The organism is Thermoclostridium stercorarium subsp. stercorarium DSM 8532 (genome assembly GCF_000331995.1).
Classification (GTDB): domain Bacteria; phylum Bacillota; class Clostridia; order DSM-8532; family DSM-8532; genus Thermoclostridium; species Thermoclostridium stercorarium.
Genome location: NC_020134.1, coordinates 435,251 through 461,799, shown reverse-complemented (window position 1 = coordinate 461,799; position 26,549 = coordinate 435,251). Strand labels below are relative to the sequence as shown.

General features: G+C 38.2%; 38 protein-coding genes and 1 pseudogene. 6 read left to right on the top strand and 33 right to left on the bottom strand.

The features are described from left to right. Positions 1-24 precede the first annotated feature (24 nt). The 4 genes from CST_RS02065 to CST_RS02050 form a co-directional block, all read right to left on the bottom strand. Positions 25-594 carry a histidine phosphatase family protein gene (locus tag CST_RS02065; RefSeq protein WP_015358157.1) on the bottom strand — a complete coding sequence of 190 codons (570 nt, stop codon included), beginning with the start codon at positions 592-594 and terminating at the stop codon, positions 25-27. 127 nt (positions 595-721) lie between these two features. Continuing rightward, positions 722-1,273, bottom strand: a complete 552-nt coding sequence (locus CST_RS02060; protein ID WP_275450133.1) for a protein-L-isoaspartate(D-aspartate) O-methyltransferase — start codon at positions 1,271-1,273, stop codon at positions 722-724. A 2-nt stretch (positions 1,274-1,275) separates the two neighbouring features. Then, entirely contained in the window at positions 1,276-2,634 is a 1,359-nt protein-coding gene (locus CST_RS02055; RefSeq protein WP_257745869.1) for an ISL3 family transposase, read from the bottom strand. Then, on the bottom strand, positions 2,621-3,061 hold the full coding sequence (locus CST_RS02050) for an ISL3 family transposase (protein WP_015358154.1): 441 nt from the start codon (positions 3,059-3,061) through the stop codon (positions 2,621-2,623). Before CST_RS02050 ends, CST_RS02055 begins: the two co-directional genes overlap by 14 nt. Positions 3,062-3,435: 374 nt before the next feature. Here CST_RS02050 and CST_RS13195 point away from each other — a divergent pair. The 4 genes and pseudogenes from CST_RS13195 to CST_RS02035 form a co-directional block, all read left to right on the top strand. Then, a pseudogene (locus CST_RS13195) lies at positions 3,436-3,627 on the top strand (sigma factor-like helix-turn-helix DNA-binding protein); the annotation flags it as partial. Positions 3,628-3,868: 241 nt separating this feature from the next. Continuing rightward, a complete protein-coding gene (locus CST_RS13365) occupies positions 3,869-4,015 on the top strand; it encodes a baseplate J/gp47 family protein (protein WP_144050589.1) in 147 nt (48 codons plus the stop codon). A gap of 623 nt (positions 4,016-4,638) precedes the next feature. Then, entirely contained in the window at positions 4,639-6,207 is a 1,569-nt protein-coding gene (locus tag CST_RS02040) for an AAA family ATPase (protein ID WP_003521020.1), read from the top strand. A 72-nt stretch (positions 6,208-6,279) separates the two neighbouring features. Continuing rightward, positions 6,280-7,155 (top strand): DNA adenine methylase, encoded by an 876-nt coding sequence (locus CST_RS02035; RefSeq protein WP_003519497.1) that lies wholly within the window; start codon positions 6,280-6,282, stop codon positions 7,153-7,155. A 336-nt stretch (positions 7,156-7,491) separates the two neighbouring features. Here CST_RS02035 and CST_RS02025 read toward each other — a convergent pair whose 3' ends face one another. The 4 genes from CST_RS02025 to CST_RS02010 all read right to left on the bottom strand — a co-directional run bounded on the left by CST_RS02025 (position 7,492) and on the right by CST_RS02010 (position 10,354). Further along, positions 7,492-7,944, bottom strand: coding sequence for a PIN domain-containing protein (locus CST_RS02025; RefSeq protein ID WP_479694038.1), 453 nt, complete (start codon positions 7,942-7,944; stop codon positions 7,492-7,494). Between the two features lie 72 nt (positions 7,945-8,016). Next, positions 8,017-9,183, bottom strand: coding sequence for a helix-turn-helix domain-containing protein (locus tag CST_RS02020; protein WP_015358151.1), 1,167 nt, complete (start codon positions 9,181-9,183; stop codon positions 8,017-8,019). A 147-nt stretch (positions 9,184-9,330) separates the two neighbouring features. Beyond that, positions 9,331-9,534, bottom strand: coding sequence for a hypothetical protein (locus tag CST_RS02015; RefSeq protein ID WP_015358150.1), 204 nt, complete (start codon positions 9,532-9,534; stop codon positions 9,331-9,333). A gap of 172 nt (positions 9,535-9,706) precedes the next feature. Next, entirely contained in the window at positions 9,707-10,354 is a 648-nt protein-coding gene (locus CST_RS02010; RefSeq protein WP_422821870.1) for a peptidoglycan recognition protein family protein, read from the bottom strand. On the opposite strand from CST_RS02010, the gene CST_RS13885 reads away from it, so the two are divergent. Further along, on the top strand, positions 10,307-10,417 hold the full coding sequence (locus CST_RS13885; RefSeq protein ID WP_422821872.1) for a hypothetical protein: 111 nt from the start codon (positions 10,307-10,309) through the stop codon (positions 10,415-10,417). The genes CST_RS02010 and CST_RS13885 overlap by 48 nt on opposite strands. Here CST_RS13885 and CST_RS02005 read toward each other — a convergent pair. The 22 genes from CST_RS02005 to CST_RS01910 all read right to left on the bottom strand — a co-directional run bounded on the left by CST_RS02005 (position 10,372) and on the right by CST_RS01910 (position 24,295). After that, positions 10,372-10,602, bottom strand: coding sequence for a hypothetical protein (locus CST_RS02005; RefSeq protein WP_015358148.1), 231 nt, complete (start codon positions 10,600-10,602; stop codon positions 10,372-10,374). The genes CST_RS13885 and CST_RS02005 overlap by 46 nt on opposite strands. 101 nt (positions 10,603-10,703) lie before the next feature. After that, complete coding sequence (locus CST_RS13190) at positions 10,704-10,841, bottom strand: XkdX family protein (RefSeq protein ID WP_015358147.1); 138 nt, start codon at positions 10,839-10,841, stop codon at positions 10,704-10,706. Further along, complete coding sequence (locus CST_RS02000) at positions 10,841-11,248, bottom strand: bZIP transcription factor (RefSeq protein WP_015358146.1); 408 nt, start codon at positions 11,246-11,248, stop codon at positions 10,841-10,843. Before CST_RS02000 ends, CST_RS13190 begins: the two co-directional genes overlap by 1 nt. Positions 11,249-11,273: 25 nt before the next feature. Continuing rightward, positions 11,274-12,617 (bottom strand): hypothetical protein, encoded by a 1,344-nt coding sequence (locus CST_RS01995; protein ID WP_015358145.1) that lies wholly within the window; start codon positions 12,615-12,617, stop codon positions 11,274-11,276. After that, on the bottom strand, positions 12,617-13,153 hold the full coding sequence (locus CST_RS01990; protein ID WP_015358144.1) for a putative phage tail protein: 537 nt from the start codon (positions 13,151-13,153) through the stop codon (positions 12,617-12,619). The genes CST_RS01995 and CST_RS01990 overlap by 1 nt, the downstream gene beginning before the upstream one ends. Position 13,154: 1 nt before the next feature. Next, positions 13,155-14,174: a baseplate J/gp47 family protein gene (locus tag CST_RS01985; RefSeq protein WP_015484867.1), complete on the bottom strand. Its 1,020-nt coding sequence runs from the start codon at positions 14,172-14,174 to the stop codon at positions 13,155-13,157. Then, positions 14,174-14,569, bottom strand: coding sequence for a DUF2634 domain-containing protein (locus CST_RS01980; RefSeq protein ID WP_015358142.1), 396 nt, complete (start codon positions 14,567-14,569; stop codon positions 14,174-14,176). Before CST_RS01980 ends, CST_RS01985 begins: the two co-directional genes overlap by 1 nt. Then, entirely contained in the window at positions 14,566-14,880 is a 315-nt protein-coding gene (locus CST_RS01975) for a hypothetical protein (RefSeq protein ID WP_015358141.1), read from the bottom strand. Before CST_RS01975 ends, CST_RS01980 begins: the two co-directional genes overlap by 4 nt. Continuing rightward, positions 14,877-15,821, bottom strand: coding sequence for an XkdQ/YqbQ family protein (locus CST_RS01970; RefSeq protein ID WP_015358140.1), 945 nt, complete (start codon positions 15,819-15,821; stop codon positions 14,877-14,879). Before CST_RS01970 ends, CST_RS01975 begins: the two co-directional genes overlap by 4 nt. Further along, the gene (locus CST_RS01965) at positions 15,799-16,497 is read right to left on the bottom strand and encodes a LysM peptidoglycan-binding domain-containing protein (RefSeq protein WP_015358139.1); all 699 of its coding nucleotides are present in this window, start codon (positions 16,495-16,497) and stop codon (positions 15,799-15,801) included. The genes CST_RS01970 and CST_RS01965 overlap by 23 nt, the downstream gene beginning before the upstream one ends. Then, complete coding sequence (locus tag CST_RS01960) at positions 16,497-18,365, bottom strand: tape measure protein (protein ID WP_015358138.1); 1,869 nt, start codon at positions 18,363-18,365, stop codon at positions 16,497-16,499. The genes CST_RS01965 and CST_RS01960 overlap by 1 nt, the downstream gene beginning before the upstream one ends. 217 nt (positions 18,366-18,582) lie before the next feature. Next, positions 18,583-18,984, bottom strand: coding sequence for a phage tail assembly chaperone (locus tag CST_RS01955; protein WP_015358137.1), 402 nt, complete (start codon positions 18,982-18,984; stop codon positions 18,583-18,585). Between the two features lie 83 nt (positions 18,985-19,067). Beyond that, positions 19,068-19,412, bottom strand: a complete 345-nt coding sequence (locus CST_RS01950; protein ID WP_015358136.1) for a hypothetical protein — start codon at positions 19,410-19,412, stop codon at positions 19,068-19,070. Between the two features lie 76 nt (positions 19,413-19,488). Further along, positions 19,489-19,965: a phage tail tube protein gene (locus CST_RS01945; protein WP_015358135.1), complete on the bottom strand. Its 477-nt coding sequence runs from the start codon at positions 19,963-19,965 to the stop codon at positions 19,489-19,491. Positions 19,966-19,980: 15 nt separating this feature from the next. Then, entirely contained in the window at positions 19,981-21,021 is a 1,041-nt protein-coding gene (locus CST_RS01940) for a phage tail sheath subtilisin-like domain-containing protein (RefSeq protein WP_015358134.1), read from the bottom strand. Positions 21,022-21,033: 12 nt separating this feature from the next. Next, positions 21,034-21,438 (bottom strand): phage tail terminator family protein, encoded by a 405-nt coding sequence (locus CST_RS01935; protein ID WP_015358133.1) that lies wholly within the window; start codon positions 21,436-21,438, stop codon positions 21,034-21,036. Further along, positions 21,428-21,916, bottom strand: a complete 489-nt coding sequence (locus CST_RS01930; protein ID WP_015358132.1) for an HK97 gp10 family phage protein — start codon at positions 21,914-21,916, stop codon at positions 21,428-21,430. Before CST_RS01930 ends, CST_RS01935 begins: the two co-directional genes overlap by 11 nt. After that, positions 21,913-22,248: a hypothetical protein gene (locus CST_RS01925; protein WP_015358131.1), complete on the bottom strand. Its 336-nt coding sequence runs from the start codon at positions 22,246-22,248 to the stop codon at positions 21,913-21,915. Before CST_RS01925 ends, CST_RS01930 begins: the two co-directional genes overlap by 4 nt. Continuing rightward, a complete protein-coding gene (locus tag CST_RS01920; protein WP_015358130.1) occupies positions 22,245-22,580 on the bottom strand; it encodes a head-tail connector protein in 336 nt (111 codons plus the stop codon). Before CST_RS01920 ends, CST_RS01925 begins: the two co-directional genes overlap by 4 nt. 30 nt (positions 22,581-22,610) lie before the next feature. Then, positions 22,611-22,760, bottom strand: a complete 150-nt coding sequence (locus CST_RS13480) for a hypothetical protein (protein WP_169315996.1) — start codon at positions 22,758-22,760, stop codon at positions 22,611-22,613. 13 nt (positions 22,761-22,773) lie between these two features. Further along, the gene (locus CST_RS01915; protein ID WP_015358129.1) at positions 22,774-23,697 is read right to left on the bottom strand and encodes a hypothetical protein; all 924 of its coding nucleotides are present in this window, start codon (positions 23,695-23,697) and stop codon (positions 22,774-22,776) included. 19 nt (positions 23,698-23,716) lie between these two features. Next, positions 23,717-24,295 carry a phage scaffolding protein gene (locus CST_RS01910; RefSeq protein WP_015358128.1) on the bottom strand — a complete coding sequence of 193 codons (579 nt, stop codon included), beginning with the start codon at positions 24,293-24,295 and terminating at the stop codon, positions 23,717-23,719. A 140-nt stretch (positions 24,296-24,435) separates the two neighbouring features. Here CST_RS01910 and CST_RS13475 point away from each other — a divergent pair, with 140 nt between their 5' ends. Then, positions 24,436-24,600: a hypothetical protein gene (locus CST_RS13475; protein WP_015484864.1), complete on the top strand. Its 165-nt coding sequence runs from the start codon at positions 24,436-24,438 to the stop codon at positions 24,598-24,600. Here the strand turns inward: CST_RS13475 and CST_RS01905 are convergent. The 3 genes from CST_RS01905 to CST_RS01895 form a co-directional block, all read right to left on the bottom strand. After that, positions 24,590-24,895 carry a hypothetical protein gene (locus CST_RS01905; protein ID WP_015358126.1) on the bottom strand — a complete coding sequence of 102 codons (306 nt, stop codon included), beginning with the start codon at positions 24,893-24,895 and terminating at the stop codon, positions 24,590-24,592. The genes CST_RS13475 and CST_RS01905 overlap by 11 nt on opposite strands. A gap of 113 nt (positions 24,896-25,008) precedes the next feature. After that, positions 25,009-25,221 carry a hypothetical protein gene (locus CST_RS01900; RefSeq protein WP_015484863.1) on the bottom strand — a complete coding sequence of 71 codons (213 nt, stop codon included), beginning with the start codon at positions 25,219-25,221 and terminating at the stop codon, positions 25,009-25,011. After that, positions 25,211-26,527, bottom strand: a complete 1,317-nt coding sequence (locus CST_RS01895; protein WP_242823573.1) for a minor capsid protein — start codon at positions 26,525-26,527, stop codon at positions 25,211-25,213. Before CST_RS01895 ends, CST_RS01900 begins: the two co-directional genes overlap by 11 nt. Positions 26,528-26,549: the final 22 nt, after the last annotated feature.

Genomic DNA, 26,549 nt, shown 5'->3' with positions numbered 1-26,549 from the left:
TTAATTGCGCCCGCGCCATTACCGTTAATATCCGCATTCAATCATTAACAGTTCTTCTTTATTGACTAAGGCGGTACCTTCAAAATCGACCCGTATAATATATGGCATCCAGTGCCAAATTCTTTTAAAATCATTGAAATTGAAATCCGGATTGTAAAAGTTCAGAATCGCACTTAACGCCGTTCCATGTGTTCCTATTACAATAGTCTTATCCCTATGTTTCATCAATAGCTCGTTCAGAGCCTCGATATTGCGTTTTTGCACGCTTCTTAGCGACTCCCCGCCCTTTTCGCAGAAGTCAAAATTTGCCCATCTTTTTTTAACCATATCTATATGATAACCGTTTTCTCCCGCCTGCCGTTCACGAAATCTTTCATCGGTATAAACGGGCATATTAAGAGTGTCTGCACATTCCTTAATTGTATCCACGCTTCTTTTGTATGGACTGGAATAAAAATAATCAATTGGTATTTTGATAAGAAGCTCGGTAACTTTCTTGCAATCCTCCATTCCGGTACGGGTTAACGGTCTTGTCCTGTCATCTTTCCATGATTCATCAGGTTGTGCGTGCCGCACGAAATATATTCTTGTCATATTTGTTCATACCTCCGGCCTTTGTTGTTTCCAATGTGATTGCAAAATCGCTGAATAAACTTTTACTTATCTTTCTGTTTCACCTTAAAAAATTACCATTCCCCCAACTCTTATCAGTAAAAACATGTTATTTCCATCCATACTTTCCTTTAAGTTCTACAAACCTGACAAACTCCACCGTTGTAATGCGGATATCACCGTTTCCGGTTTTCGTAATCAGCTTAAGTTCCTGCAAATCCGGCGGGCCTATTGGAATAACCATCCTGCCACCGTTTGCCAATTGTTCCACCAATTCGTCCGGCAATGCGCACGCCGCAGCTGTCACCATAATTCTGTCATAAGGAGCGTATTCCGGCCACCCAAGGCTTCCGTCCCCGACTTTATAACGGACATTCGTAAAATTTAATGTTTCCAGTCGCTCTCTTGCTTTTTCCATTAATTCAGGAATTCTTTCAACGGTAAAAACTTCGGCTGACATTTTTGCAAGAATAGCCGTCTGAAACCCCGAACCCGTCCCGATCTCCAAAACTTTTCCGTCCTTTTCCGGCGACAGGAGCCTCGTCATTTCCAGCACAAGACTGGGCTGAGATATTGTCTGGCCAAAGCCAATAGGCAGAGGTTCGTCCAGATGGGCATATTTTTTCATGTCATCATCGACGAAAAATGAGGTTCTTTCCAGAGTTAGTTGAGCAATCGCATTTTTTCAAGCCGGAGAGTTTTGGTTCTTAATGTTTCAAAACTGCATCGCCCATACATAACTCGTTTTATTACCTTCAGTTTATTAATACTCCCTTCTACAAGCCCATTGCTATATTCATATTTTATCGCATTCCTCACGGCATCCAAATCCCGTTCAAGTCCACATATAAAACTGTCTATTTCCGGTATACCTAGCTTTTTTGCTTTCTCCATCCATTTATCGAGTGCGTCAACATTTTTACCAGTGAGAAGTCCTTTAAATTCCCATATTATACTATGTATCTTTTCAAAACAAGGATATTCATTGCATATCCTTTCAAATTGTTCCCGGCTGATTGACTTCACATTCTCTATTGGGTGGTATAATAGCTTAAAAATATTTTTTCTTTCAATTGTTTCCGTTTTTCTTCCACCTTCTCTACTTCTATCGTAATATAATTTTCTACACCTTTTCCAATCTGTTATGTACTGCCGCACAGTTGATGATGAACCATCATATCCCATCCCACGTATCTTTTTTTCAATCTCAGAACCCATAATCCCTTTCTCAAGACATTCATCAATTTCTTTTATGTATGGTGTTAGTTTCCCGTTTTTCTTTTTGCCATAGGAAGCATGGACTGGATTAAAGTTTTCATCAAGATATCTCCGAATTGTTGATCTATTAAGTCCAGTACGTCTGGATATCTCATGATTGCTACAACCTATTTTCTTTAACTCACGCACTTCATTCACACGTTCCATTTTTTGTTTCACTTTCTCTTCGTGCACGGTCATCATCTTTGTTTGAAATGAAGATTCTCTTTCTTCGGGCGTCATTGACATCAGCCTATCATAAGCCCGTATATCCATATTTATGCTTTGGCAGATTGCTGTTTTGCACTTTCCTGCTGCTAGAAGTTGTTCTATCCGCTCATATTTCTCTTTTAATGTAAGTTTTCTATTTTCATCTGCCTGTTTAATTGTTCCTGTTCCTTCATTGGAAGTTTCCTGACTAACCGCTTGTATTAAGATTTGTGGCTTTAGCTTCTTTTTTAGATACTCCTTCCCATATGAGGTCAGATTCTTCAGTAAGTGAAAACGATCACTTATTTGTAAAGCCCCCGGATGTGCATCTGCAATTGCATTATTATAGGTGACAGACCCGTCTCTCGATACCACATGAAGATTTGGGTATGTTTTTAGCCACTTGCAGACAGTTTCATAATCTCTTGAGTTAATCATATCAATTATTTGACGTTTGGAGATATCCACCATAATTGTTCCATAGCTTTCACGTTTCCTAATGGCGAAATCATCAATGCAGACAGCTATTACATTCTCCTTATCAACAACAGGTATTTCTTTTTTTTAAGAGGTTGCAGATAGTACTTTTACCAACATCCGCAACATTCTCCCTCAGAGTTTTAGACGCCGCAACAGAACTGCAATTTAATGACAGGCGTACAATTTCATCCTCAAGGCGTTGTGTTTTCTTCGCCTTATCGGAAATGAAATCAAATCTTTCTGCAAAAGTAGTATGATTACAGTCAGGATTATTACAAAACATCTTTCTATTACGCATAATAATAAATACCTTATTACCTTGTATTGGAAGATCCTGAAAGGTTCTGCTATATGTGGAATGTGTTTTGGATGATGGCCAACCGCAGAATGGACATATTACTTCTTTACGGTTGGAAGCTACTGTTATATAGCATCTGCCATTAATTATTTCATGACAAATGTAGTCTAGATTTTGATCTAACTGCTTAATAAACTCATCCATAAAATTACCTCTTTTCTTTTGTTTAATACTTTTTCATTATACCATACTTTTATATTAAATCAACTAACTCTGGAAAGAACCAAAAATGACCTATCCAATGAATTGAAATATTCTTCAAGTCGTCGGTAATCCATTCCTTTTATACCTCGCATGCTAATTAGTATTTGTTATAGAAATCCAGACGGATGCTTACTCACTCAAAAGGTGTCTATAAAAACATTATAACCTTTTTAATAATTTAATTATAATTTTTTAAAAAATTATTCCATAGCGTTCAAGAAGGTTGGATTTTACTTTTTCAAATAAGAATGAGGCAACCTATAAGTCAAAATTGGGAAGTTGTAAAATAAAATGCCGTAATATATAGAAAACTCATGGTAATCCATTGTAAAATGTTTAATAACCAAAGAAAAACATTAGCAAAGGAGTACCATGAGTTATATATAAATAATAACACAGAAACAAGAAAAAACAAACACCTAAATGAAAGAGAAAGATACGCCATAGAGTTGTACCTAAAAGAAAAGTATACAGTAACGGAAATAGCAAAGAGGTTGGGCATGTATGGCAACCTATTATAGTAGTAGAATAGTGCAATAATAATAGTTATAGCCTTGTTGAGAATCGAGGCTGAATTATAATCCGTGTATATGAATAATCTCCTTATAAAAGAATGGAGGTTATATCATGAGAACATCGAAAAACGCCCTTAGTAAAAAAGAAAACGAAACTACCTAGCTTGTTAATGCAGGACTGTAAGAACACAGCAGATATTCAGGCGAAGTTAAAACGTTTTTTGCCGGAACTATGGTGCTTATTGTCGGTAATGACCACGATCCAGTGGATGAGACTATACTTCAAAATTGTGCTGCACATATTGAAGAAAACCAGCCAATCGGCGCAACGGTGACAGCAGAAAGGGCGAAAGGCAGAAAAGAAATTACCCGAAAATGACCGAAAAAATCAGAATAAATTTTCATTGAAGAAGAGCATAAAAAATCCTTCAAACGCTCCTTTTCTAAGCATTTGAAGGCTTTCAATTTTAAGCCCCCAATCGGAATCGAACCGATGACCTCATCCTTACCATGGATGAGGTTAATTCTTTTATAAGGCGCAATAATACTGAATTATAAGTTCTACGAAAATCGCGTGTACCCATTAAGTACCCATTAAGCGAAGCTTTGCGAGATATTATGGCATCAAATTATATCTTGCTTAATCTCCATTGAGTAGTATCGGGATAAAAGCCCAGCACTAAGCCGGGGAAAAATAAAAAATCTATGTAAAGGGAGGTCCCAGTTATGAGTTATAATGCGACTATAATCCATAGGACTCATCGGCCTAAGAGACATCCTTATGCGTTTCGCATTATACAATATAATTGGTAGAGTTTAAATAAATCAGAAATAAAAACTAAATAAAACAATTTATAACTACTCAGCTATGAAAAACAGAATAATCTACTTATAATAAATATAAGCTTGGAAAAGCCGATATATTTTACAAAAGATTTAAAAAATTTACTCAGATAATAAAAAGAAAAAAATATATTAATTCTGGTTTTTGTGGTGATAAAAATGTTAAAAAGAGTTATTATACATAATTTTAGGTGCTTTAAAGATCAAACTTTTGAGCTTGGAAAGCGTATAACTGTCATTTCAGGTCATAATGCTACAGGCAAATCTACACTTCTCGGATTATTTGGTCATTCTTGCGAGTTAAAAGCTAAAGATGGTAAACCTATATTACACAAATATTTCAGAACTGAATTTTCTGAAATTTTTAAAGCATCTCCTGATAAAGACAGGTATAAAGGATATTGGGCTTCTTTATTTTTTGAACCAGTTATTGAGAACTCATTTATGAAATACCGCAGTACTTGGCAAAAAGGTAACAGATTTAGAATTATATCAACTCGTTTCAGTTATGATAGTAATAAAATGATAAATGAACGTAAATATGAAATTCCTTCTCTATATTTAGGCTTAAGTAGGCTCTATCCCTTGGGAGAATCTGAAGGCATAAAACAAAAAAAAGAAATAACTTTTAAAAATGATGACGAAAAAAATTGGTATATTACAAAATATTGTAATATTTTAAATTTAAATGATAATATTGAATCCTTTATTAATGTAGATGTCGAAGCAACAAAAAAACGTTTTTTTTGCGTAAACACAGATAAGTATGATTATTTATGCAATTCGGCCGGTCAAGATAACTTGGGTCAAATTCTAACAGCTGTTTTATCATTTAAAAGATTAAAATCTTCTCTTACTCCATGGCCTGGTGGATTGTTATTAATTGATGAAGTAGATGCTACACTACATCCCAGTGCTCAGAATAAATTGTTTGATTTATTATTTGAGATGTCTAGAGAACTAGATATTCAAATCATATTCACTACGCATAGTTTAAGTTTATTATCATACATATATAGTCGTATAGAAAGTAACAGTGAGTATAGGACAAACGTTAATATCATATATTTAACTACAGCAAATATAGAATTAGAAGTTATAACAAATCCACATTGGGATGTGATTTATAACGATATGCAAATAACGAGTTTATTTGATAATAACGAAAAAATATCTGTTTATACGGAAGATGCTGAAGCAATTTGGTTTCTAAAAAAAGCTTTAACTTTTAAGGATTTCCCAGCTATTAATAGAATTAATTTTATCGAAGTTGATAATTCTTATACTCAATTACTTAAATATAGAAGAGAAGATCCTAAATATTTCTCTAAGGTTATTATTGTTTTGGATAGTGATGTAAAGGATTCAGAAATTGATCCTGATTTTAAAAATGTTATAAAATTACCAGGAAACAGGTCTATAGAGGAAATGATATATAATTTCCTTTTGAATTTGCCACCTAAGTCACCAATATTAAATCACGAAATAGGTTTTACAATAAGAAACATTAGAGAATATGGCCCTGAAAATCGTAGATTATATAATGATGATGAACCAAGGAAAAGATACAAAAAGTGGTTTAATGATAATTTAGAAAAATTTGAAACATTAAACGTATTTGAAGAATGGGCTAATCAGCACAGTAAGGAATTAGATGACTTCCTTCACAAATTTAAACGTTGCTACAATATTGTTTGTAAGGCGAACGGTCTTCCGAGGATTAAATAAGCCAATAAAAATTCTGGCCATATCATTGATTAATTGATATAATATAAAAAAATAGTTAGGGAGATTATCTCTATGATTAAATCACCGCTGAGATATCCTGGGGGTAAGAGTAAACTAATAGAATACATAAAGAGATTAATCATTTCTGAAGGCCTTACTGGTTGTGATTTTTATGAGGTATATGCCGGTGGTGCCTCTGTATCTATAAATTTACTTGCAGATAGAGTAGTAAAAAGAATAATAATTAATGAGAAAGATCCATTAGTATATAGTTTTTGGTACTCCGTTTTCTTTAAAACTAAAGAATTATGTGATTTAATTTATTCTACACCAATTACTCTTGAAAAATGGTACGAAATGTCAAAATATAGAAATCCAAATTTTATCCATGATAAATCTGTTGTAGAGATGGGTTTTGCTTGCCTTTTTTTAAACCGAACAAACTTTTCGGGAATTTTAAATGCTAATATGTTAGGTGGCACTAAGCAAAAATCAAAATATAAAATAGATTGCAGATTTAATAAAGAAAAAATAATTAAACTAATAAATGAAATTTCTCAAATGAAAGAAAATGTTGAAGTATATAATTTGGATGCCATAGATTTTATGAAAGCTAAGGTTCCTAAAACATATAAAGGGCTTAGTTTTGTTTACTTAGATCCTCCATATTATAAACAGGGAAAAAAGCTCTATCGTTATTATTATGAAGATGATGAACATATAATACTCTCTGAATATATTCTGAAACAACCTTTCAACTGGTTAATTAGCTACGATAAACATGATTTTATCGAAAAGCTGTATTCGAAAAAAAACATAGCTATACGTAGTATATATTTCGATTATTCAGTACACACAAGTAAAAGGAACCAAGAAGAAATTTTGATATCCAACCTTGAAATTCCCCCGATAGAAGGAATTGTTGAAGCAAAAAAAATTCCAGGTTAAGTCTTTATTATGTTATGAAATTAAAAAAAACAAAATTGTTCCGAAAAACACAAAACCCGCTAAACTCAATGTTTTAGCGGGTTTTGCCTGGAGCTGGTGGGCGGACTCGAACCCCCGACCTGCTGATTACAAGTTGGGTTCTGTATTTACTAGCGGTTAATACCAAATAATACAGAGCCCTATTTTATTGGCTTTTTGGACATCTATTTTTTAAACTATGCTGCCTTTTCACATCATTTTTTGTTTGCTACGTTAGCAAAATGTTTGCAAACAAAAAAGAGCGGCTAACCGCTCGGGTGGCTATCGCTTTCTTTAGGACATTCATTATGTACGTATTCATACCACATCACTATGTATACAAATATTATCAGGAATGCCGTATACTTTACGAATTGGTTGAATAATGTCCGATGTTATAAAAGCACTACATTCATTCTCGTATGTAGATAATAAATTCGAAAGAGTGTTTTTGTCTATGATTTCATGCTCAAAAGCACAGCATAAAATTCCTAAAGTACCTGCATACTCAACTCCTATTTCTGAACATGCTTTCCGCGCATTTGCATCGTTTGTACAGCAAACTAATTCTTTCTCATATGCAATGGATATTACAATTTTATCAGGTATGGATAAACTCGGATATTCTTTTTCTAGCTGAATAAACAAAGCATATCCTCTATTTGTTTCTAAGTTTAAACTCTTATAGCCTAATTTTTTAAGTTCATCTGCTTGCTGCTTGTCCAATTCCTCAATAAAAATATTTGTTGAAACATAAACTTCTGAAAAAATTCTAGGGGCAAGTACGTGGCATTTAATTCAATCAAGTCAGTAATTGTGCATGTGTCAATGATTACGCGTTTTTTATATAAGCGCTTGAACTTGCTCCTCATTTCCAAACCATTCATTTTCCATCCATTCCTTTATTTTTTTTCTTGCCTCTTTTACTTTTAAATTTAACAATTCTGCCACTTTACTTTCCCCTATAATTTCTTTAAAATACAGCGATCTCACTATAGCAAAAAATTTTTCATTCTTTGGAATATAACTCATACCTCTGGGCTCTTTGGTTCCATACCCATACTTATATAATTTCTCCATTACTTTTTTTTGAGTCTCTTCACTAATATAACCATAATTTCTTAGAGCATAAATAAGAGCCTGAAGACTTACTTGTAATTCTCTTTTTATGAATAGTAAATCTCCAAACGTAATTCCGTTTTTTAATAAATGTTCATGCCTTTTTAAGCAATCTCTCGGAATAAGGAAATAACCCGCAAATAAGTTTGCTATCTTTTCAGTTATCTCGCTTCTAAAATCTGAATATTGCAGAGAATCCTGCGACTTTTTGTATTGATCTCTGTGAAAAATTAGATGAGCATATTCATGCACCATGCTAAATATTTTACGTTCTTCTGATATATCCTCGTCATCATTAACAAAAATGAAGCAGCCCTTTTTAGGATGAAAAGCTGATATCCCCCATAGTTTTGGGTTGTTCATCTTCTCAAAAATAATATTTATGCCCTTTGCTTCAAAACATTTTATCAGGTCTTTGCCAACGGACTCTCCGACATCCAAAATATCCCTTTGTTCGTTTGCAATACGTTCAATAATTTTTTCAATATCTTCCGGAATATCACGGCGCTCCAATTCAAATTCCAAATTATACTGTTCTGGAATATAGAACATTTTCTCTCCAGCAAGTCTATAAGCTTCATAAACTTTTTCCATTCTCGATTGAATTCTATTTATTTCATCCATAGAGATATTAGCTGATGGATTATGTGCCCTAAACATAAAAGAAAGTTCCTCATCATGTTCTTTTTCTAAAAAATAAGTGATTGGTTTACCAAAGTAATTGGCAATAATAAACAACTTTTCGCTATCTATAATGCTCTCTCCGTTCAAATATTTTGACATAGTTTGTCTAGTAACACCAATCTTTTGGGCAATATCACTAATGGGCACATTGTTTTGTTCTATTAAATGTCTAATATTAGACCCAATAATTTTGGCCACATTATCCATCTTATTCCCTCCCTTCTGTAATATATATTGTACAAAATTTAATGTTTCTATTCAATAGAATGTTAAAAATTTTTAACACTTAATATTGTTTCGCATCATAAGTAATTTGCGAAATATGCAAATTGCCTAAAAACAAAAAAGAGGGGCTCACTGCCCCTCGGTTTTATTTATCACTCTTGCAATGTCTACTGCCGCCTCGCCGAAGATATAGCTAAGCGCAAGGGAAACGATTTTCCAATATAAGTCGCTGTCCACGTTTAGACCAAGTCCCTCGGACAAAATAATAAAAGCCGCACTTGCCACGGCTACCCAAAACTTTCTGCTTGTAAGTTTTTGCTTGAGAATGCTCATCCCTTTCAACTCCTTTTCACTCTCATTTTTCTTTTTTCAAGCCAAGGACCTTTCAGCTGTCGTGAAGATGAACCCTGCCCTATCATCAAAGCCATTGGATCCGTTTGGTCCGGTGGCAATAAACAGTCCTGCTGCTGTAAAGACAGCATTAAGCAATATAACCAATATCACATTATTTGGAAACCTTCTTATAATACCGGTAAAGCATGGTTATGACTTCTTCACGTGTGGCAACTCTCTGCGGATCCGTTCCGTCTGTAATACCTTCCTTTTTAGCCCATTCCCACGCTTCCTTTGCCCAGTCGGAAGGCTGATTTTTATCCTGTGTCATGTTATCACCTCCGAAAAGTTCCTTTTGAACAGCTTCCTTAAACTGTTCCCAACCTGTCCACTTGCCGTTATCGTAGAAAATCCGAGGGCATATTTTACCGCTCCAGTCATAATGCCGGCGCAGCCTATCCACTCCCCAACCGCGTTCTTTCAGAAGCTTTGCAACCAGTTCCGCAGCATTCTGCAAAGTCTTTTGCCTGTCTCCGCTTTCGCATATTTCAATACCAATGCTTTTTCTGTTTCCCGTCCCGTTCCCCCCGTCCCCGGCATGCCATGCGACCTCGTTTAGAGGTATGGCTTCAATTGCCTCTTTTTCGTCCACTACAATATGCCAGCTGGCCGTGACATTGTTATTCGGGTTAGTTAACCATGCGCGTTCGTTCCTTGCCGTACTGGTCGGATTGCCGGTAGAATGTATTGTGATATATTCCGGCGTCATGGAATATCCGGGGCGACGGTTGTAAGGCGTTGTTTTGGGTATGTGGTCCACTATGTAATTCGTAATACTCACCTCCTTGCCCTATCCAGCAGTTCATCAATTTTGGCTTCCTGACGTGTGAGCGACAGCTGAATAGCCTGAAGTACCGAAATCACCTTTTCCACAGCTTTTGTATTATTCTCAATTACTTCCGTAAGTTCCATATCTTTCCGTTTGTCTAAAAACTTTGTTATGACATACAAAAGTCCTGCTATGGCAAAAAAACCGATGCCGTATTGCGCTATCTCTGCACCTGGCATATAAACACCTCTTTCTTTGATATAATAAAAGGACAGGCATAACCTGTCCTGAATTTACGCAATAAAAAAAGCCTTCTTTTTATATCACGGGCTCCTAACGATTATTCTATGTATTCTTCGCCTGTAACTTCTTTGTATTCTTTATTAGAAATTTTCCCGCATCGCACTGCATCTGCAACTTGTTCTTTTGTCCAAAGTTTGCCTTCATAAAACCATTTTATTATATTAAACCAATTCATTAGATCACCCCTTTAACCATGAGTTGGTATGTCAGATCGGCGTTAATCGCCTTTAGGTTTCCTATTTCTTCATGTAATTGTGCATTTTCCTGTTTTAGAGTTTGATTTTCTTTTTGTAATGTTTTAACCTGTTCGCTCAATGACGGTTCATATTTAGGATACTCAAATAATAATTGACCAGTTTCTATATCAACTTTTACACTTCTTGCAGACTGAAATTCGGCTTGATACTGTCCATATTCAAGCTGAATAACTCCTACAGTATCAGGATTGCGCGCGGCAAGAACATCATACATCTGAAAATCTTGCTCTTTTGTTGTATTAATAGCATTTTCACTATGCTTTTCAGGTGTTATAAGAATAACATCACCTGTTGCTAATTCATAATAAATTTTACGTCCTACCATAAAAATACCTCCACTTCGTAAATATTTATCCTACTGCAAACCATTCCACTATATGTGGTTTAGACAAACTATAAGCGCTTAAAATTATATGAAATCCATTTGTAATTATATTAGAATAGGGATAGAAACGCATATCATTATCAGATAACAGGAATTCAATTCCATAAAGGTATTCTCCATAGGAATTTTCCGCCCAAAACAAACTTTTTGTGCTTGAATAAATAAATAGGTGTCGCTCTGTTTTTTCAAAACCATACACAAGTTTAGGAGTAAAAGATAAACTGACTGTAGTATATGTAACATCAGGCTCAATTGTAATAGAGCCAGAAGCAGTTTGAGAATATTCCAAAGTGCCAGTAACTCCAAAAATACTTACCCCTTTTTTGATATTAGAAGCTATTAGATTTGGATCGCCTTTTACATAACCCTGTCCATTATGATACCCTGCCGGAATAGCCTGATTAGTTGTGCCCGGCGTTAAGATAACTGCACCACGGTTTACCATTGTCCCCGTCACTTTATTACCATTTACATACGCTGTTTTACCAGATAAAATGTCAGAAGCCGCAGCGGTAGCGTCACTGGTAAATGTGCCTGAAAGTCCAAAAATAGTTACCCCTTTTTTGATATTAGAAGCTATTAGATTTGAATCGCCTTTTACATAACCCTGTCCATTATGATACCCTGCCGGAATAGCCTGATTGACCGTACTTGGTGTAATTATTTTTGCACCTTGATTAACCATTGTACCTTCTTTTATTCCTTCTTCAGTACCAATCGTATATCCTTCAAGCACATGTTGGGGCTGTGCTGTACCGTACTCCCCCCCTTCACCCAATAACTGAAAATTTGAGCCGTTGTAAACCAGATGGCAAATCTGACCGGCTTTGATGTTCCCACTGGACAGAGCGTTTCCGTTACCTTTGACAATGTTCTTTGCTCCCAGGTTATTGATGTTCAAGGTGCAGGCACCGGTGTTGGCATTGGCAAATTTTATTTTGAAACTCATACCCTCTGCGAGCTGGGTTATGCCCGGGATGGTCACACTGTATGAATTGGTGCCGTTGGCAACAGCGTAGCCTATATGTTTCTCCGCAGTGTCATGCGCTATGACGGCTGCGGCCGCTGCAGCCTCAGCCTTGGCTTGGGCACCGGCTGGGGTTTCTGCGCCTACGTCGTCGGCGGTCAGCTCGACATCTCCCGTTTTTCCATTTACCGAAGTCACGGGTACTTCAATGTTCTCAACCTTTCGGTCAAGTTTTTTTAACTCCGAATCTATGATGTCCATGTTGTCATTTTGGTCCTGGACATTATAGTACTCGTTAGGCAATGGCTTTTTAAGATTGTAGTTTTCAGTATAATTAGGCATCAATTCATCTCTCCTTCCCTCAATACTGCATGCGTATAAGCGCTTAGCTGTTCATGGGTATAAACAGCAAGTTCCCCATATGTCCTGTATGTATATTCGAAGGTATACGCCAGATGAGCAGGCTTGATTTCTTCAATTGTCAGAATCAAATCGGCCATATTCGCCGGAATACCCAATGTACCTACAAACTTGATAATAAACCGGTAATTTGCCGAATCCTCAATTACTTCAACCTCTCCGTTGCTATAAGACCGGGCCACAGCTTTCAGCATCTCTTTTGTTACTGTTCCAACGCCTCTGATTTTTGCCCTGATACGCTCCCTCCTGAATTCATGTGATTTGCTCACATCCACTTGCAGACCATAGATCTTCTCATAGCGGGACAAAAGAGTGGTAGCGGTATTAATAAAGCACTGGTCAATGGTTTCGTTCAGATCATTGGCCAGTGCTTGTATTTTCTTGGAAAGGATGCTTTGAAGTTTTTCCATTGTTACATTGCCGCGGTAATAATTCGGTAGCAACTCCATTAAATCCATGTTACAACACCTCTGTAAGTGTTACGGTTCCCAAGATAGGCATCTCTTCTTCGCCTATCGCAATATTCTCATTGCCGCCGTTCACCAACAGGTTGCTATAGTCAGCAACACCAGGAACCGATAACAGCAGGCTTCCAATCTTGGCATAACTAACTGTATATACTTCAAATGTTAAGCTTTTAAGATATTCAGCAATCAGAGCTGCAAACTTTACCTGTACATTCTCAAGCGTGTCGCTCCCATCCAGGTACACATCTGCACTTATATTTATTACCTTTTCTTGCGGGCTTTCCACTGTTACAGATGCTCCTATCGGGCGAACTGCTTCGATGTGATCATATACAGTAGCAGGCAGATCCGGATCTATCTCCATGTTTTCATCCACAACCAGCACTTTTACTGTCCCCGGACCGTTCCAGAGAGGGAATACTTTTGCACCACCACAACCAGGAACCTCAAGCGCCCATTTCTTGTAATCATATATGTTGCCGCTGGTTGATGCGGAACGTACCTGGCTGAAAAACCTTGCCCTGAGATTATCGTCTGTCTCTTCATCCTCACCGGACACAATTATGTCGGCCAGAACTGCTGTTACACCTGATATATTATCAATGTTATCGAGCTGTCCACTATAATGGTTTCCTATACTACCGTACTGCTCACATTCAGCTTTGTATTCAGTGTCCGAAATCTTTTCGGTTATGACATATGTTGTACCTTCAATCCCCCATCGAGTTCCAATATCCACTGGACCTGAAGTTACTATTTTTCTCACAGCCTTTGTTGCTGGCTTGCGCGTAATACCGTAGTCAGCCACAACCCTGTCAAGATATTCACCAACTGCCGTATCGCCAGACACAAGATCGAGAAAATTCTGCAACTGGAAATACATTTCTGCCAGTTTGAAAGCCACAGGTGCCAGGGCGTCATAAATAATTGAGCCCTCTCGTTTATCAACGTTTGAAGGCACCCTGCTTAACATATCGTTCAGTATATTTTCATAGGTCATGTTTTCCCACATCAAATATTCACCTCCCGGGAAATTGTCAGATTCCCGTATATGGTGTGAACATCAAAAGTGCACTTTATCATATCGCCGGAACCTTCAAACCTGAAATTATCCACGCTGGTTATTCGCTCATCCCGCAATAAGCATTCGCTAATCCGGCGCTTGAGTTCAACCTGGACATATGTCCGATCTTTACCAATCAAATTTTCAAGTTCAATACCATAATTAAAGCTATATATTGGGTATTCATAACGTTCAGTATTCAAAACTTTATATATGGCCTGCTTAACAGCTTCAAGACCATCAGTATATCCTTGTATTTTATCACTGTATAATTTGTATGTCCTGCTTGTTTCAAGCGTTCCCTCAGAAGAAATTTCAACATCAATGGATGCATTGGGTATCATAATTTCACATCCTCTACTTTATACTCATAGGTTTGTCCGTCCTTGGACAATATGATTGTTGTTCCCATAGTAATTAAAGGCCGGCCAATAATCTCAATTATAAAGAACTCCTGCCCACCATGGTTGCGAATAAGCCTTACTTTATCTCCGGGTTTTACGAATTCTTTTAAATTACCCCGGATTAATTCATTTGGAATTGTTAGCTTATCGCTTACTTTTATGCCCTCATCGCTTACCGTTCCCACCATAAGGCAACTTAATTTCGCATTATTGAGATAGTTCTGAATTATAGTTTTTATTTCGTTTATCACAGCATCACCTCCAAGCTCATGGTGTGGACCGGGATAAACTTGTGGGTCACGGATCTCACTATCAACCGCCTGTTCAGGTTAATATCCTCTATTTGGCCGAAAAAGCTGTTTCCCGCCCTCACTCTTACGTCACCCAGACAAGATAATTCCAAGGTTTCGACTTCTCGATTATAAAGTCGTAAGAGTGCATCAGCTTTGGCTTTTGCCTGTGCTGGGTTATAATTCTTGTCCAGTACTTCAAAATATTGCAAAAGGCCATATTTAGCAATTGAACCGCTGTCCCGAGTGATATAGACATCGCGCTTACCTGTGGCCTCATTGTCGGAAACTATCTTGATTTGGTTATAGAAATTATCGTCGATGGACTTCTCATACTCAAAATCATAAACCAGGCTCTCATCGCCAAGCACAAGGTCAAGCTGCAGCTCTTCCAGGTCCCGGACTGCTATACTGCCGAACTCATCACGCAGGCAGTACCATTTTCCTGTATTCATCAGTGTGTCGCTTATGGCGGTATAAATTATATCCAGCCAGGTCTTGTCATCCTGGACACTAGTAGGCAATTTGTAGCCAGTGCTGGCGAGTGTGCCTACTTTGAGGTTGAAGTAATTGCACATCTTTCGCACAAGGCTATCAATGGTGTCATTCTTTACGACGATGGTGTCCTTCGCTTTGCAATACCTTAGCTGGTCATAAGCCGTTACAGTTATTTCTTTCTGCTTGTTCTGGTCATGCTTAAAGACGTAGCCATAGAAGATGTTTGCTTCGTCATAACGGAATCGCACCACGCTGCCGTTTTGGATTCGCAAATCATCATCAATATAAGAAAATTCGAGCTTGCTACATCCGTCATTCAACTTATCTGTGTATGATACGGACTTGACAAGCTCGCTTATCTCATATATTTGACCATTCACTTCAACCAAAAATTCCATATTCATGCTGAATCACCAACTGTTGACCAGGATAGATGAGGTTAGGATTTTTAATCTTGTCTTTGTTTGCGTTTACTATCTTAGTATATAGATTCCCGTTGCCATAGTATTTTTTTGCAATTGCCCAAAGGGTATCACCAGGCTGAACAATATGAGTTCCGGTGCTCTTGGGATTTACCGAGGGGGCAGGTTCCTCTTTTTTTGTTACTGCAGTTGGCGATGCTGTTGGTGTGGATTCATCCGTTATTACTACAACAGATTTCTTACCAAACTCCCGGTACTCAAGCAGCTGGAAGCTAACATATTTATCGCCTTCTTCCCCGGCTCTCTCAATAACCGTCAGTTCCTCGATCAGAACAAGAGTGTTTATATCATCGCCGATACCATTAGAGGCTATAAATCTTACAGGTGCTTTTGCCTGCCTCCACTGCTCAAAAAGTCGCAAGTAGAAATCAGGGCCCCGATAATCGCCTGAAGTTTCAACATAGTGCAGGGGTCTATGAGGGAATTCTGCTTCAAAGCTGTATTCTTTTAGTTCCATGTACGTTGGGATTGCTATCTGACCAAGCTTGAGTATCTCATATTTTTCTATGTCTTGAGTACTTGATATTTCTATCTCTTCTGGATTTACCGGAAGCCTATATGTTGCGTTGTCTTTATCGAAAAACACCGCATAGCTCATTATGAATAGACCCCCTCTGCAGCCATAGCGATTTCTTCCTGTAGTATCTTTCTTATACGGCCAGCTACTTTATCCGCGTCTGCTTCCTGATGCACATCGCCAAAGGTTATTTGTATATTAGGCGCCAGGGTAGCAGTGGTAAATTTGTTTATATATTCACGCTGTGCAATGTCTCTTAAATACTGCAGATCTTCTTCAGCCATATCAACTTCAACTTTACTGCCATTTATACCCGTCACAGGTAATGCGCCATTAACCATATATGAATCAAGTCCTGAGTCAACACCTGAAAACAGTGTTCCGATCTTTCCGAATAAATTCTGTACGCCTTCTACAGCCCATGAACCAACCCTTTTACCGATGTCATATCCGAAATTTACGCCGGCCGTAATATCCATCATCTGCATTCTTGTAAACTCTTTATAATTTTCAGGTTTTTCGCCCAGCCAATCCTGCATGCTGTCCTTTAACCGCTGCAGGCTATCTGCCATACTAGTGCCGAGAACCTTATCTATTGCAGATGCTATCGACTGTACAAGATTTAAAACATTTGTGGCCAAGTCCACAAATAATTTTTTTATACTATAAACAGGATTATTAAACACATTCGCTAAAAATTCCGCAAAGCTTATCCACGGATTTACCAGATAAGCCAGGCTATTATACAGAAAAGCAAAAAGGCCACCGAATAAACCTCCAATCCAGCCTATAACTTCCGCTACTGTATCCCCGAATTTTATCATTGCATAGAGTAATAATCCTATAGCTGCGCCAATAAGTAATATAGGCCAATTAACCGCAAGCCACGCTGCTGCTTGAGCCAAAATAGGCTGAACCATAAGCCAAAGTTTTGTAATAAGCATAGGTATCTGTGTAACGCCCCATAGCGTTAATGCCGCGGTTATCGCGACAAGGATTGGCTCTATAATTGGCCAGAAAATAGAAATCATCTCGCCTATCTCTCTGATAGTGTCAATTACAATATTGACAGCAAATGCAACAATATTAAAACCTTTAATTAAGCTGTCAATTAATTGTGTAAATCCCGGACTGTTAATCAATGCATTAATATTCTGCATTACAGGAGTAAAAGCCTGTAAAGCACCATTTTTAATATCAGTCCAGATATCTCCGAATGTTCGGGGCAAGTCTTTAAACATAGTGTTGATATCATCAGCTGAATCAAACATGGCATTTTTGATGATATCTGCAGTAATTAAACCTTCTGCTGCCAACTCTTTTAACTCACCTTTTGGCTTGCCCATATATTTTGCAATGGCGTCGGCTATCATTGGAGCGTTCTCCATAATGGACCGGAATTCGTCACCCTGAAGCCTTCCGGCTGCCATAGCCTGGGTAAGCTGCAGTAACGCAGAAGATTGTTCACTTGGGCTTGCACCACCTAATTTAAAGGATTTCTGAACCAGTTCAGTAAACGCTATTAATTCATCATTTGAGGTAAATGCATCTTTTGCAAGCAACCCCATTTTCGCTACTGCATCAGCCATTGCAGTATACGCACCGCGGGAGCGTTTAGCGGCTGCAAATATTTTATTTTGAAGCTCAACCTGATCCTGAAGGCCGTCATTAATGAGATTAAGCCTTGCAGCAGTATTTGTAAAATTATCAATGATTTCTATTCCTTTCTTTACTGCTGCAAGACTTATAAATGTTTTAACCAATTTCCCTAATCCATTACCCGCCTTATTTGCGCTCGCCCCCATATTTTCAAGTTTTTTGTTAAATTTGTCGGTTGCTCCACTTGCATTTAAAATTTTATTTGTTGCTTCGTCGGTTTTTTTGTTTATTACTTGAATAGTTTTTGAATACCCATCAAACAATTTAAACATTGCCTTTAAAGTAGCCATTATCTTCTTCGGCCTCCTCTCCGGCCTCCTCTCCGGCCTTTGCTACGGGCGGCTTTTATTTTGGCAGCTTCCCTTTTTTCATCTTCTATCCGAAGCTGGATGCTGCCATAAACAAATGCCTTCTCCCTATCGCTCATTTCTGCCAGGGTAGAAGGCAAAATATGAAGCTTTTGCAGGGCGAAGTGAGCCAGATTAAACTCCGGATCGCCCTGCTTTATCAGTTTTTTGCTTCCTCAATGAGGTCGTTTATGTCCTCATCCAGCCCTGACAGTTCCTGAACCGCCTGAGCCAATTCCGCAAACTCACCAGCTAACAGCATTGTCTTCAGAAGCTCAACTTCTCCTAACACGCCATAAGCTTTCTGCAGCTCCGCATTTTTTAAATCCGGGAACACAACTGCAGCAGCTGTTAATTCGTGAATATATCCGGTTCTGTCAAAAGTTTCATTGCCTTTTTTATCTTTTTTTGTGTACTTTTTTATCAACTGTTCGTTTTCTTTCTGAGTAATCGGCCTAATTATAAAAGGAACAGGCTTACCATCCTCCTGAAACCTATTAGAAACGATTACTTCCTTATTTTCAACTTTAATAGGATTTAAAAATGCTTTTAAACTACTCATAATATCCCTCCCAATAAATATTTTTTCAATAAAAATAGCACCTACATTAAAGCAGGTGCATAAACTCCATAATCTATTATTAATTAAAACAATGTTGCAATTATAGCCTTGTATACTTTATCGTTAACCTCTATGAGACTTTTCTTGCCATCCTTAAATTGTATCGCAATTTGGTACGTTCCTTTGTTTTTAGCGCTTAAGCCACCTGCCAACATTCCAACAGGTCCCAATAAAGCTCCTCCTATAAGGCCGCGCGCAACACCACTAGATACACTTTTTCTATGTTCTTCAGTTATTATTTCGTATGATTCAACAGTACTTTTATCAAGGTATAACGGCTTTAGGATAGACGTTGTTATAAATGCTTTTCCTGCTGCGCATCCAATCCCAAGCCCTTTATAGTCTCCAGCTATTACGCTATTGACCATGCTAAATCCCCCTTGTAAATATATTCCTTTTTTATTCTAATTTATATTAAATATGTTTACAAGGGGGAGAAGTTATTTATCGGTAATTTTCCGGCAGTTTAAAGCTTTCGAGAATCTCGATATCGTCAAATGTAAAGTCAGTATCAAAGGTTATCGGGTCATCAGACTGATCGTCCAGTGTTGTCACCGGAATGGTTGCCAGAATCACGTTCAACAGCACAACTTCCTGCCTGCCGACCGTTGATTGCGGATCTTCGTTTTTTACCTGGATTTTCAGACCCCTGTAGTTGCCGGTCCGCAAATACTGGATGGCCTGGTTCAGCATCTGGCTGTTCATGAAATACATTGTCATGGACCCTGTACCTGTTGCTCCGACAACCTTGTGCTGGGTCATCCTATGGCCCAGCATTCTGCGCTCTTGAACAATCAGGTCGATCTGGGCAGTCAAAGCCGATATTTCAAATAGTTCTCTGTTTTGGCCATTTATGGTGATATAAGCCTTCCCCTCATGGGAAGAAATAGTATCCGATAGCCTAACATAATTCTCAGCCATATATCAATCCCTCCATTAAGACAAATTAATGGTAATGTAGATCTTCTCAACGCTGTCTACTGGCTGGATATAACAGTCAATGACTACTGCATCAGGATCATTCCCAGGAGATACGGTTATATCCTCAGGGGTAAAGTTCTGTATAGCATTCAACCTCTGGAGCTCATTGAAGTACTCAATCAACGTAGCTCGCAATAAGGACCTACCATCTTCATTATTGTTTACTTTACCAACATAGTTGCTCTCAAATATTTCAACGATGTCATTGTTGATGCCGTCAAGGGTGCGAATAACTCTGTTCTTCGTAAACGCTTTTCCTTTCTCTGGAGTAATGCTGGTTAAGGAGTTTATGTCGTAAACAGCAGTCACATTTTGAGCCGAATCCACTTTGAATATAAACCTCCCAGCCTTTATCGCTTCTTCCATCTCCGATTTCGTCATCCTTGGTATCACATCAACAGCGCCAACGTATTTCTTACCAGTGTTGGATTGATTGATATTGGCTCCAGCAGTAACACCAGCCACCCATGCGGTGGTTTGTGCAGGAGTTAGCTCAGTCCCATCTATCAGTTTAACACCTTGTGTCACGTTAATTATTCCTTCATAATCCCCATCATAATTCGCTAATACTGCTTGTATCTTCATTCCTTCGTCATCACGCATAGCCTTAACCCAAGTAGCAATCTCTTGCTTCCTTGATTCATATTCCGCCCCATCATACGGATAGCACAGTGTATTAAATTTCTCTGTTCTTAGCTTTTCTAATGCTTCGGTAACACTTGTATGGTCTTGTCCAAGATTATATATAAGCACCGTCTGGGCGCCTTTAAGGGCCTCATTTACTAGTAATTTGTCATCATCAGTTGCTCCTTCCGGATATTCGCTTTGATCTGTTGCAGTTATCCTGTATATCTCCCCTGCATTGCCTACACTCATTTCCTGCAACAAAACGACAATGCCCCTATCTCCTGGAGTTATGGAAAGAGGGGCATTTGTCAAAAAATTGATATAAGCACCAGGCAATATTTTGTTTTGACTAGTCCAAGTTCCACCCATATTATCACTCCTTTATATTCGTATTTGTAGTTTGTTTTGCATTTTTGTAAATTCCTCTATCTTCATCTCTGAATAACTAACATCAAAGGTTATATGCAGCACATTGTCGGTGATATTAGCCTGCAAGTTCCTTGCCCTAAATGTATCCAGTAAGTCAAAGGCCCGAAGCAGATTCACCATTACTGCTTGGCAATCTGATTTTATCTCGTTCTTCTTTTTATCGCTGAAATAAGCAACGTCAAAGCTAACTGTGCTGTTATACTTATCCGCTAACCTTTTTCCATAACTTTGTTCAATTACGGTAACCAAGAAAGAGGGTGTTTTGAAATTTTGAGGGATATCTTCATCGTAGATAGTAGCTTCAGGATACAGTTCCAATATTTTTTGTGCTATGGCCTGTTTTATATCACTTATCATGTTTCCTGTTCACCCTCTCCACTTCTTCCCTAAAATATCGCACCAAGGCTTTATCCACTCTGTTAACTGCTTTCTCCAAAATAAACTTGCCTTTTACCCAACCCTTTGTTACTCCACCTTGAACAATTCTGTGCCCGTAATTCACATAACTTGCATAGTCTGCCGAATTGACCAATTCCTTTTCTATACCTTGTGAGGTCTTTTTAGTGGGCATAACATGCCAACTCTTTCTTAGGAATCCTCCTACTCTTGGTGTTCCAATAGTAAATCTAACGTGTTTACCATCCCTTGTGGTAAACTCTACTACATTGCCATTATATTTCCCTACAGGAGTATTTCTCCTAGCCCATGCAGCACCAAGATTGACTGCTTTATTTAGTACCCTCTTATCAATCTCGGATATATCGTCCAGCATGGCCCGCAGCTCTTTCCGGTACTTGTCAATAAACGCTTTGTTCCTCCGGTAGTTGCTACTCATGCCGTATCCTCTCGTTTCACGGAAAACTCCTGGTGAGTGCTGTATGGGAAGCCTTCACCTACGGTCAGTGTCACCTGCTTGCCGTTCCGCTGAGTTACGACCACCTCATCACCTTCTTGAAGGTCCACATCTGGACCGCAAAACAAAGTGTGAGAAGTTATCAATGTGGGCACACTGTCTTCTCCCGTGTTAACCAGTTGGCCTTTACTGTAATGGCATTTGACGTTTCTATAAAGTAGCTCTTTCTTCTGCTTCGTGAAACCGCCTTCTACAACTTCAACCCAACGATATATATCCATCCGATCCTTCCAGAACCTTTGCAGTACACTCATCTCCGTAACCTCCGGAATCGCATTAGCGCCTTCTTGTCCTTATCGGATAGGCCATAAATCGTCTCCCTTGAAACTTCATTTGTATTGTAAGTTATAGATACATCACCTTCTCTGATGGATTGAACGTCAAACACCGTGTTGCTGTTTTCAGCCTCGTAATCGATGATAGCTTTTACCTTTCTGCGTATAAATGGTTCCAACTCTGCAGGTGGTTCCATTAGGTTGCAAAAGTTGAGGACCTCTTGAATAACATCGGTAATAGTTAAGTCTCTGCTGTCATCTTCGATTTTTAGATTAGCCTTTACCAATGCAACCATTTCCTCAACCGTCATACTATCACACCCTTTAAAAGAAGAAGGCCGCTATCTAGCAGCCTTCTTTTCATCCTTTTTCTGACTATTTGTTTTTTCTTGCTCATCGATCACTTCTTTAAAACCTTTGGACAGGAGTTTCTTCCTTTCCTGCTCCGTTGTTACAACTTTCACTACATTCAATTTTTCAAGTTTATACACCGAATATCACCCCTTAAGCTAAGGCTTCTTTGATATTGACACGGATTGCCTTGAACTGATTGTCTTTTATCCACAGGTCATGGTATTTCCTGTAGTCAATCTTCCAGGCATCAGCTTTCTGGTTCTGTTCGGGTGTGAATATTCTTATATTGTCGGTTTTAGATACCGCTATTGGTGCGGTTCTGGGGCATATGATCCAGTTAATGTTTTTAGCATCTTCAGCAGGTGTAAATCCACCTGCTTCCTGGCCTGCGGTTTTGCCATCATAGAATACATATTTTGTCTTCATTCGTGCGGAAGGCACTTTGATTATTGGGTTGTTATCAATAGCCCTCACCGAGGTTTTAATATCCCCCTGAGTGAAATCAATAACCGATAACGTTTTACTTAACTCTGTGGAATTCTCCAGTATTGCAGCAACCTGCATGTTCATGATAATGACCAGAGGAATTTCACCGGCCACATCATATATTGCATAGATATCTTCCTTCAGTTTCTTGAGTATGTCAGATTCTGAAGGAGTATAGCCACCAACTGCTGCGCCTTTCTCTATAGCTTGGCTTGCAATGCTGGAATACCTGTAAGCATCGATTTCAGGAATAACCTTTGTCCTCTGGAATTCTCCCATGACGTTAGCTGCAGTCGCAACGAAATTGGTTTCGTCTACATCCATCCGGTCAAGCATGAAGGTTCTGCCCCTGTCCATGGTCATAATCTTTGTCTCGTACGTTAAGTTTACCGAACCTTCTACAAATCCATTAGCCCGGTCGTAATCCCCTAAAGCGTCCATTTCAATAACAGGGATTTTTACCTCATTGCCACCGTTATACTTTACAAGGCCCGCATTATCTTCCATCCATCCGGATGTAGCCTGGGCTACTACCTGTTTGTCAAGCTCCTGCTGAAAGATTTTTGCATATTCAAGTACATTAGGCATACTTTAACACTCTCCTTTCTTAAAATCCAAGATTTTGCCTTATGGTTTCTGCTATTTGCTGCATCTTTCCATCGGTGGGACTATCCCCGGCATTGTTCGGGGTATGCCCACTCAAAGGCTGCTCAAAAAGGTCCTTATAGTTTTCCCTCAAGGTTTTAAGCTGTTCATCTAATCCTTCAACAGTGCCGTCTTCCTTTAAAGTGAGTTTATTTTTGTCAAATTTACTTATTAAAAGGTCCTCATATTTAACTCTGTGTTCTTTTAAAGCCAACTTAATAGCATTGTCGAGGGCCATATTCCTGATTTTAGCTTCATAATCAGATACAGCTTTTTTATTTGCTTCCTGAAGTTCCTTGATAGTCTTCTCCAGTTCTTCGTTGCCTTTGACTTTTTCCTGCAGGTCTTTAAGTTGTTTGTCCCGATCTTTCAGTTGATTTTCCAGGTCTTTTTTGGCATTATTGACCTCATCAAAACGAGCCTTTGGAATATATCCCTTAAGTTCTTCTTTATGAGCAGCCAAAACCTTGTCAGCTAGTTCCTCTGATAATCCCATTTCCATTAATTGTTCTTTTGTCATAATACTCATCTCTCCTTTCATCTTCACTTTTTAACCCGGTCGTGTCCGGTGATGTCTTTGCAGTTAACGCCCGAAATACCAAAGAGGCGAAATAAAAAAAAGATATCTGAACAGGATATCTCAATGTTATGATAATATTTCCCTGAAGGGAGGTGTAAACAATGTTAAATGAAAATGCTGCTAAAACTCTTGAAAAAAATGTTCTAGAACGTATCAATAAAATATACCCATCTGAATCTTCATTAGCTCGTGAAATTGCCCGAATTTCAGTACAAGCCGCGATAATTACCTTGCAAGAATACGAGAAACTAAACATTAATAAGTAATAGTCGCGGCTAAACTAATCTCTTTTATAAGAATTTCCTTAATTTTGTTCGCTATCTCTTCTGCGGAAGGTTGTTTTGGAATACATTTCTCCAAAGCAACCATTCTTTTTTCTAGCTCTTCTACTTTCTGCTCTAATGTCACTTCTCTCACCTCACTTTTCCCCGATAATACTTTAAGGATATAACTTATATACTCATCCTCTGCTAGTAAAACCTTAATAACTGTTTCTTTGTCAACTCTAGTTTTTTCTGCGATGTACTGAATACACTCTTCGCTTCTATGCTGATTTTCCATATGTATACATCTCCTTGTTCTTATTTAGGCATAATAAAAGCACCTGGTTTCCCAGATGTTTACCGATGAGTAGGTATAAAAATACCACCTACCATAATTCCTGATAGGCGGTATTACAGTTCAGACAATAAATCTAAGATGCTTTCACAAATCCTTCCTTCTTCGTTCGGTTCATAATTTTCGTCTAAACAATGGAGCGTATAATAGTCACCGACTTTTTCCTCTAATTCAGCGCATTCATCATCGGAAAGGTCTTGTATTAAATCATAATTTAAACCAAGCTTTTTTATTATCTTCAACTGTTCTTCATTAAATTTAATCACCATTCCTATTCACTCCAAACTTTCTTCTCGTACTAGTTCCTGTTCTCCACAGGGTAGCTATAACCCCCGTCTCCGGATTCACATTAACTGTAGCGTACGAACCGATAAACCTTTGACTCTTTCTTTCTTGGTCATCTACCTTTATTTTACCAATTTTCAATGGGTTCATCAACGCATCTCTTATACCTTCTAATGGTACTTTTCTCATAATTGCTTGTTCAATTGCATGTTTCGATGCGCCCACTATCTCAATACCATTGCTTGTTTTTAAACCCACAATCTTTTCATTGAATTCTTTTTCTGTTTCACCAGTAATATAAAAATCGTACCACTGTTCATATGTCATATTTGCTGGAACTTCATAACTTCTACCTGTTACCGGATCACGCGCAACCCTTGTACCTACCTCAGCATCCTCATAATATGGCACTGTTGTGGTCCTACAAAATGGATGATATGGAGGATAATTTACTCCCACTGTCGCCTCATCCACATCATATATTTTGCCATCCTCACTTCGGCATATATCCGAGGTCCTCATATCCAATGTGGCCACAATCTGGTACTTCTTTACGCCATCTTCTTTATAAGCCGCCAAGGTCCCCTGCTCAATAATAAAGCTGCTCTCTGTATGGAGCAGCCTGTATGCCTCATATTCCTTTGTTTTAAATTTTCTTGCAAAATCTTCTGCCAGGGTTTGAGGATTTCGCCCCTGGACCAACATTGTAGTTATTGACTCTGTTAGCTGTTGCAGCATATGGTTCTTTTGCTTCCATATCCGGCTTGAAAAGTCCGCGCCATTAAATGGGTACCTGATTAATTCATCTATAGTTCTGGGATTTATTTGCGCAAATTCCTGGTGAAAACCCCTATACTGGTCAATGTTGAACCATGTCCTGTAATATGAATCTTTATATACTTCCTTTAAAGTCTCTTCTCCCTTGTATTGATAATCTATAGCATACAAACGTTGGAGTATTGCATCAATTTGCTTTTCAAGCGCCTGATACCGGGTTATCCTTGCCTTTATTGACATATTGTTAAGTTCAAGGTTATATTCACCCATGTGTTGATTAACCTTTGCTATAAATTCTTCCAGTTCCCCTATTTCTGCTTTTTCAAGCCGTCTTTGCGCTTCTGCAAACGATACTTTATTTTCTTTCGCATACCGTATGTAGAAATCATTAATTACACTATGAATTTCTTTTTTAGCTTGCTCGAATGCTTTTTTAAGTTCTTTGTAGTAATCGTTGACTTTCTTCTCTCCAGCCAGATAAATTCGTTTCTGTCTTTCTTCCCAGTATTTCATATTGTTTTTACTCAATGAGATC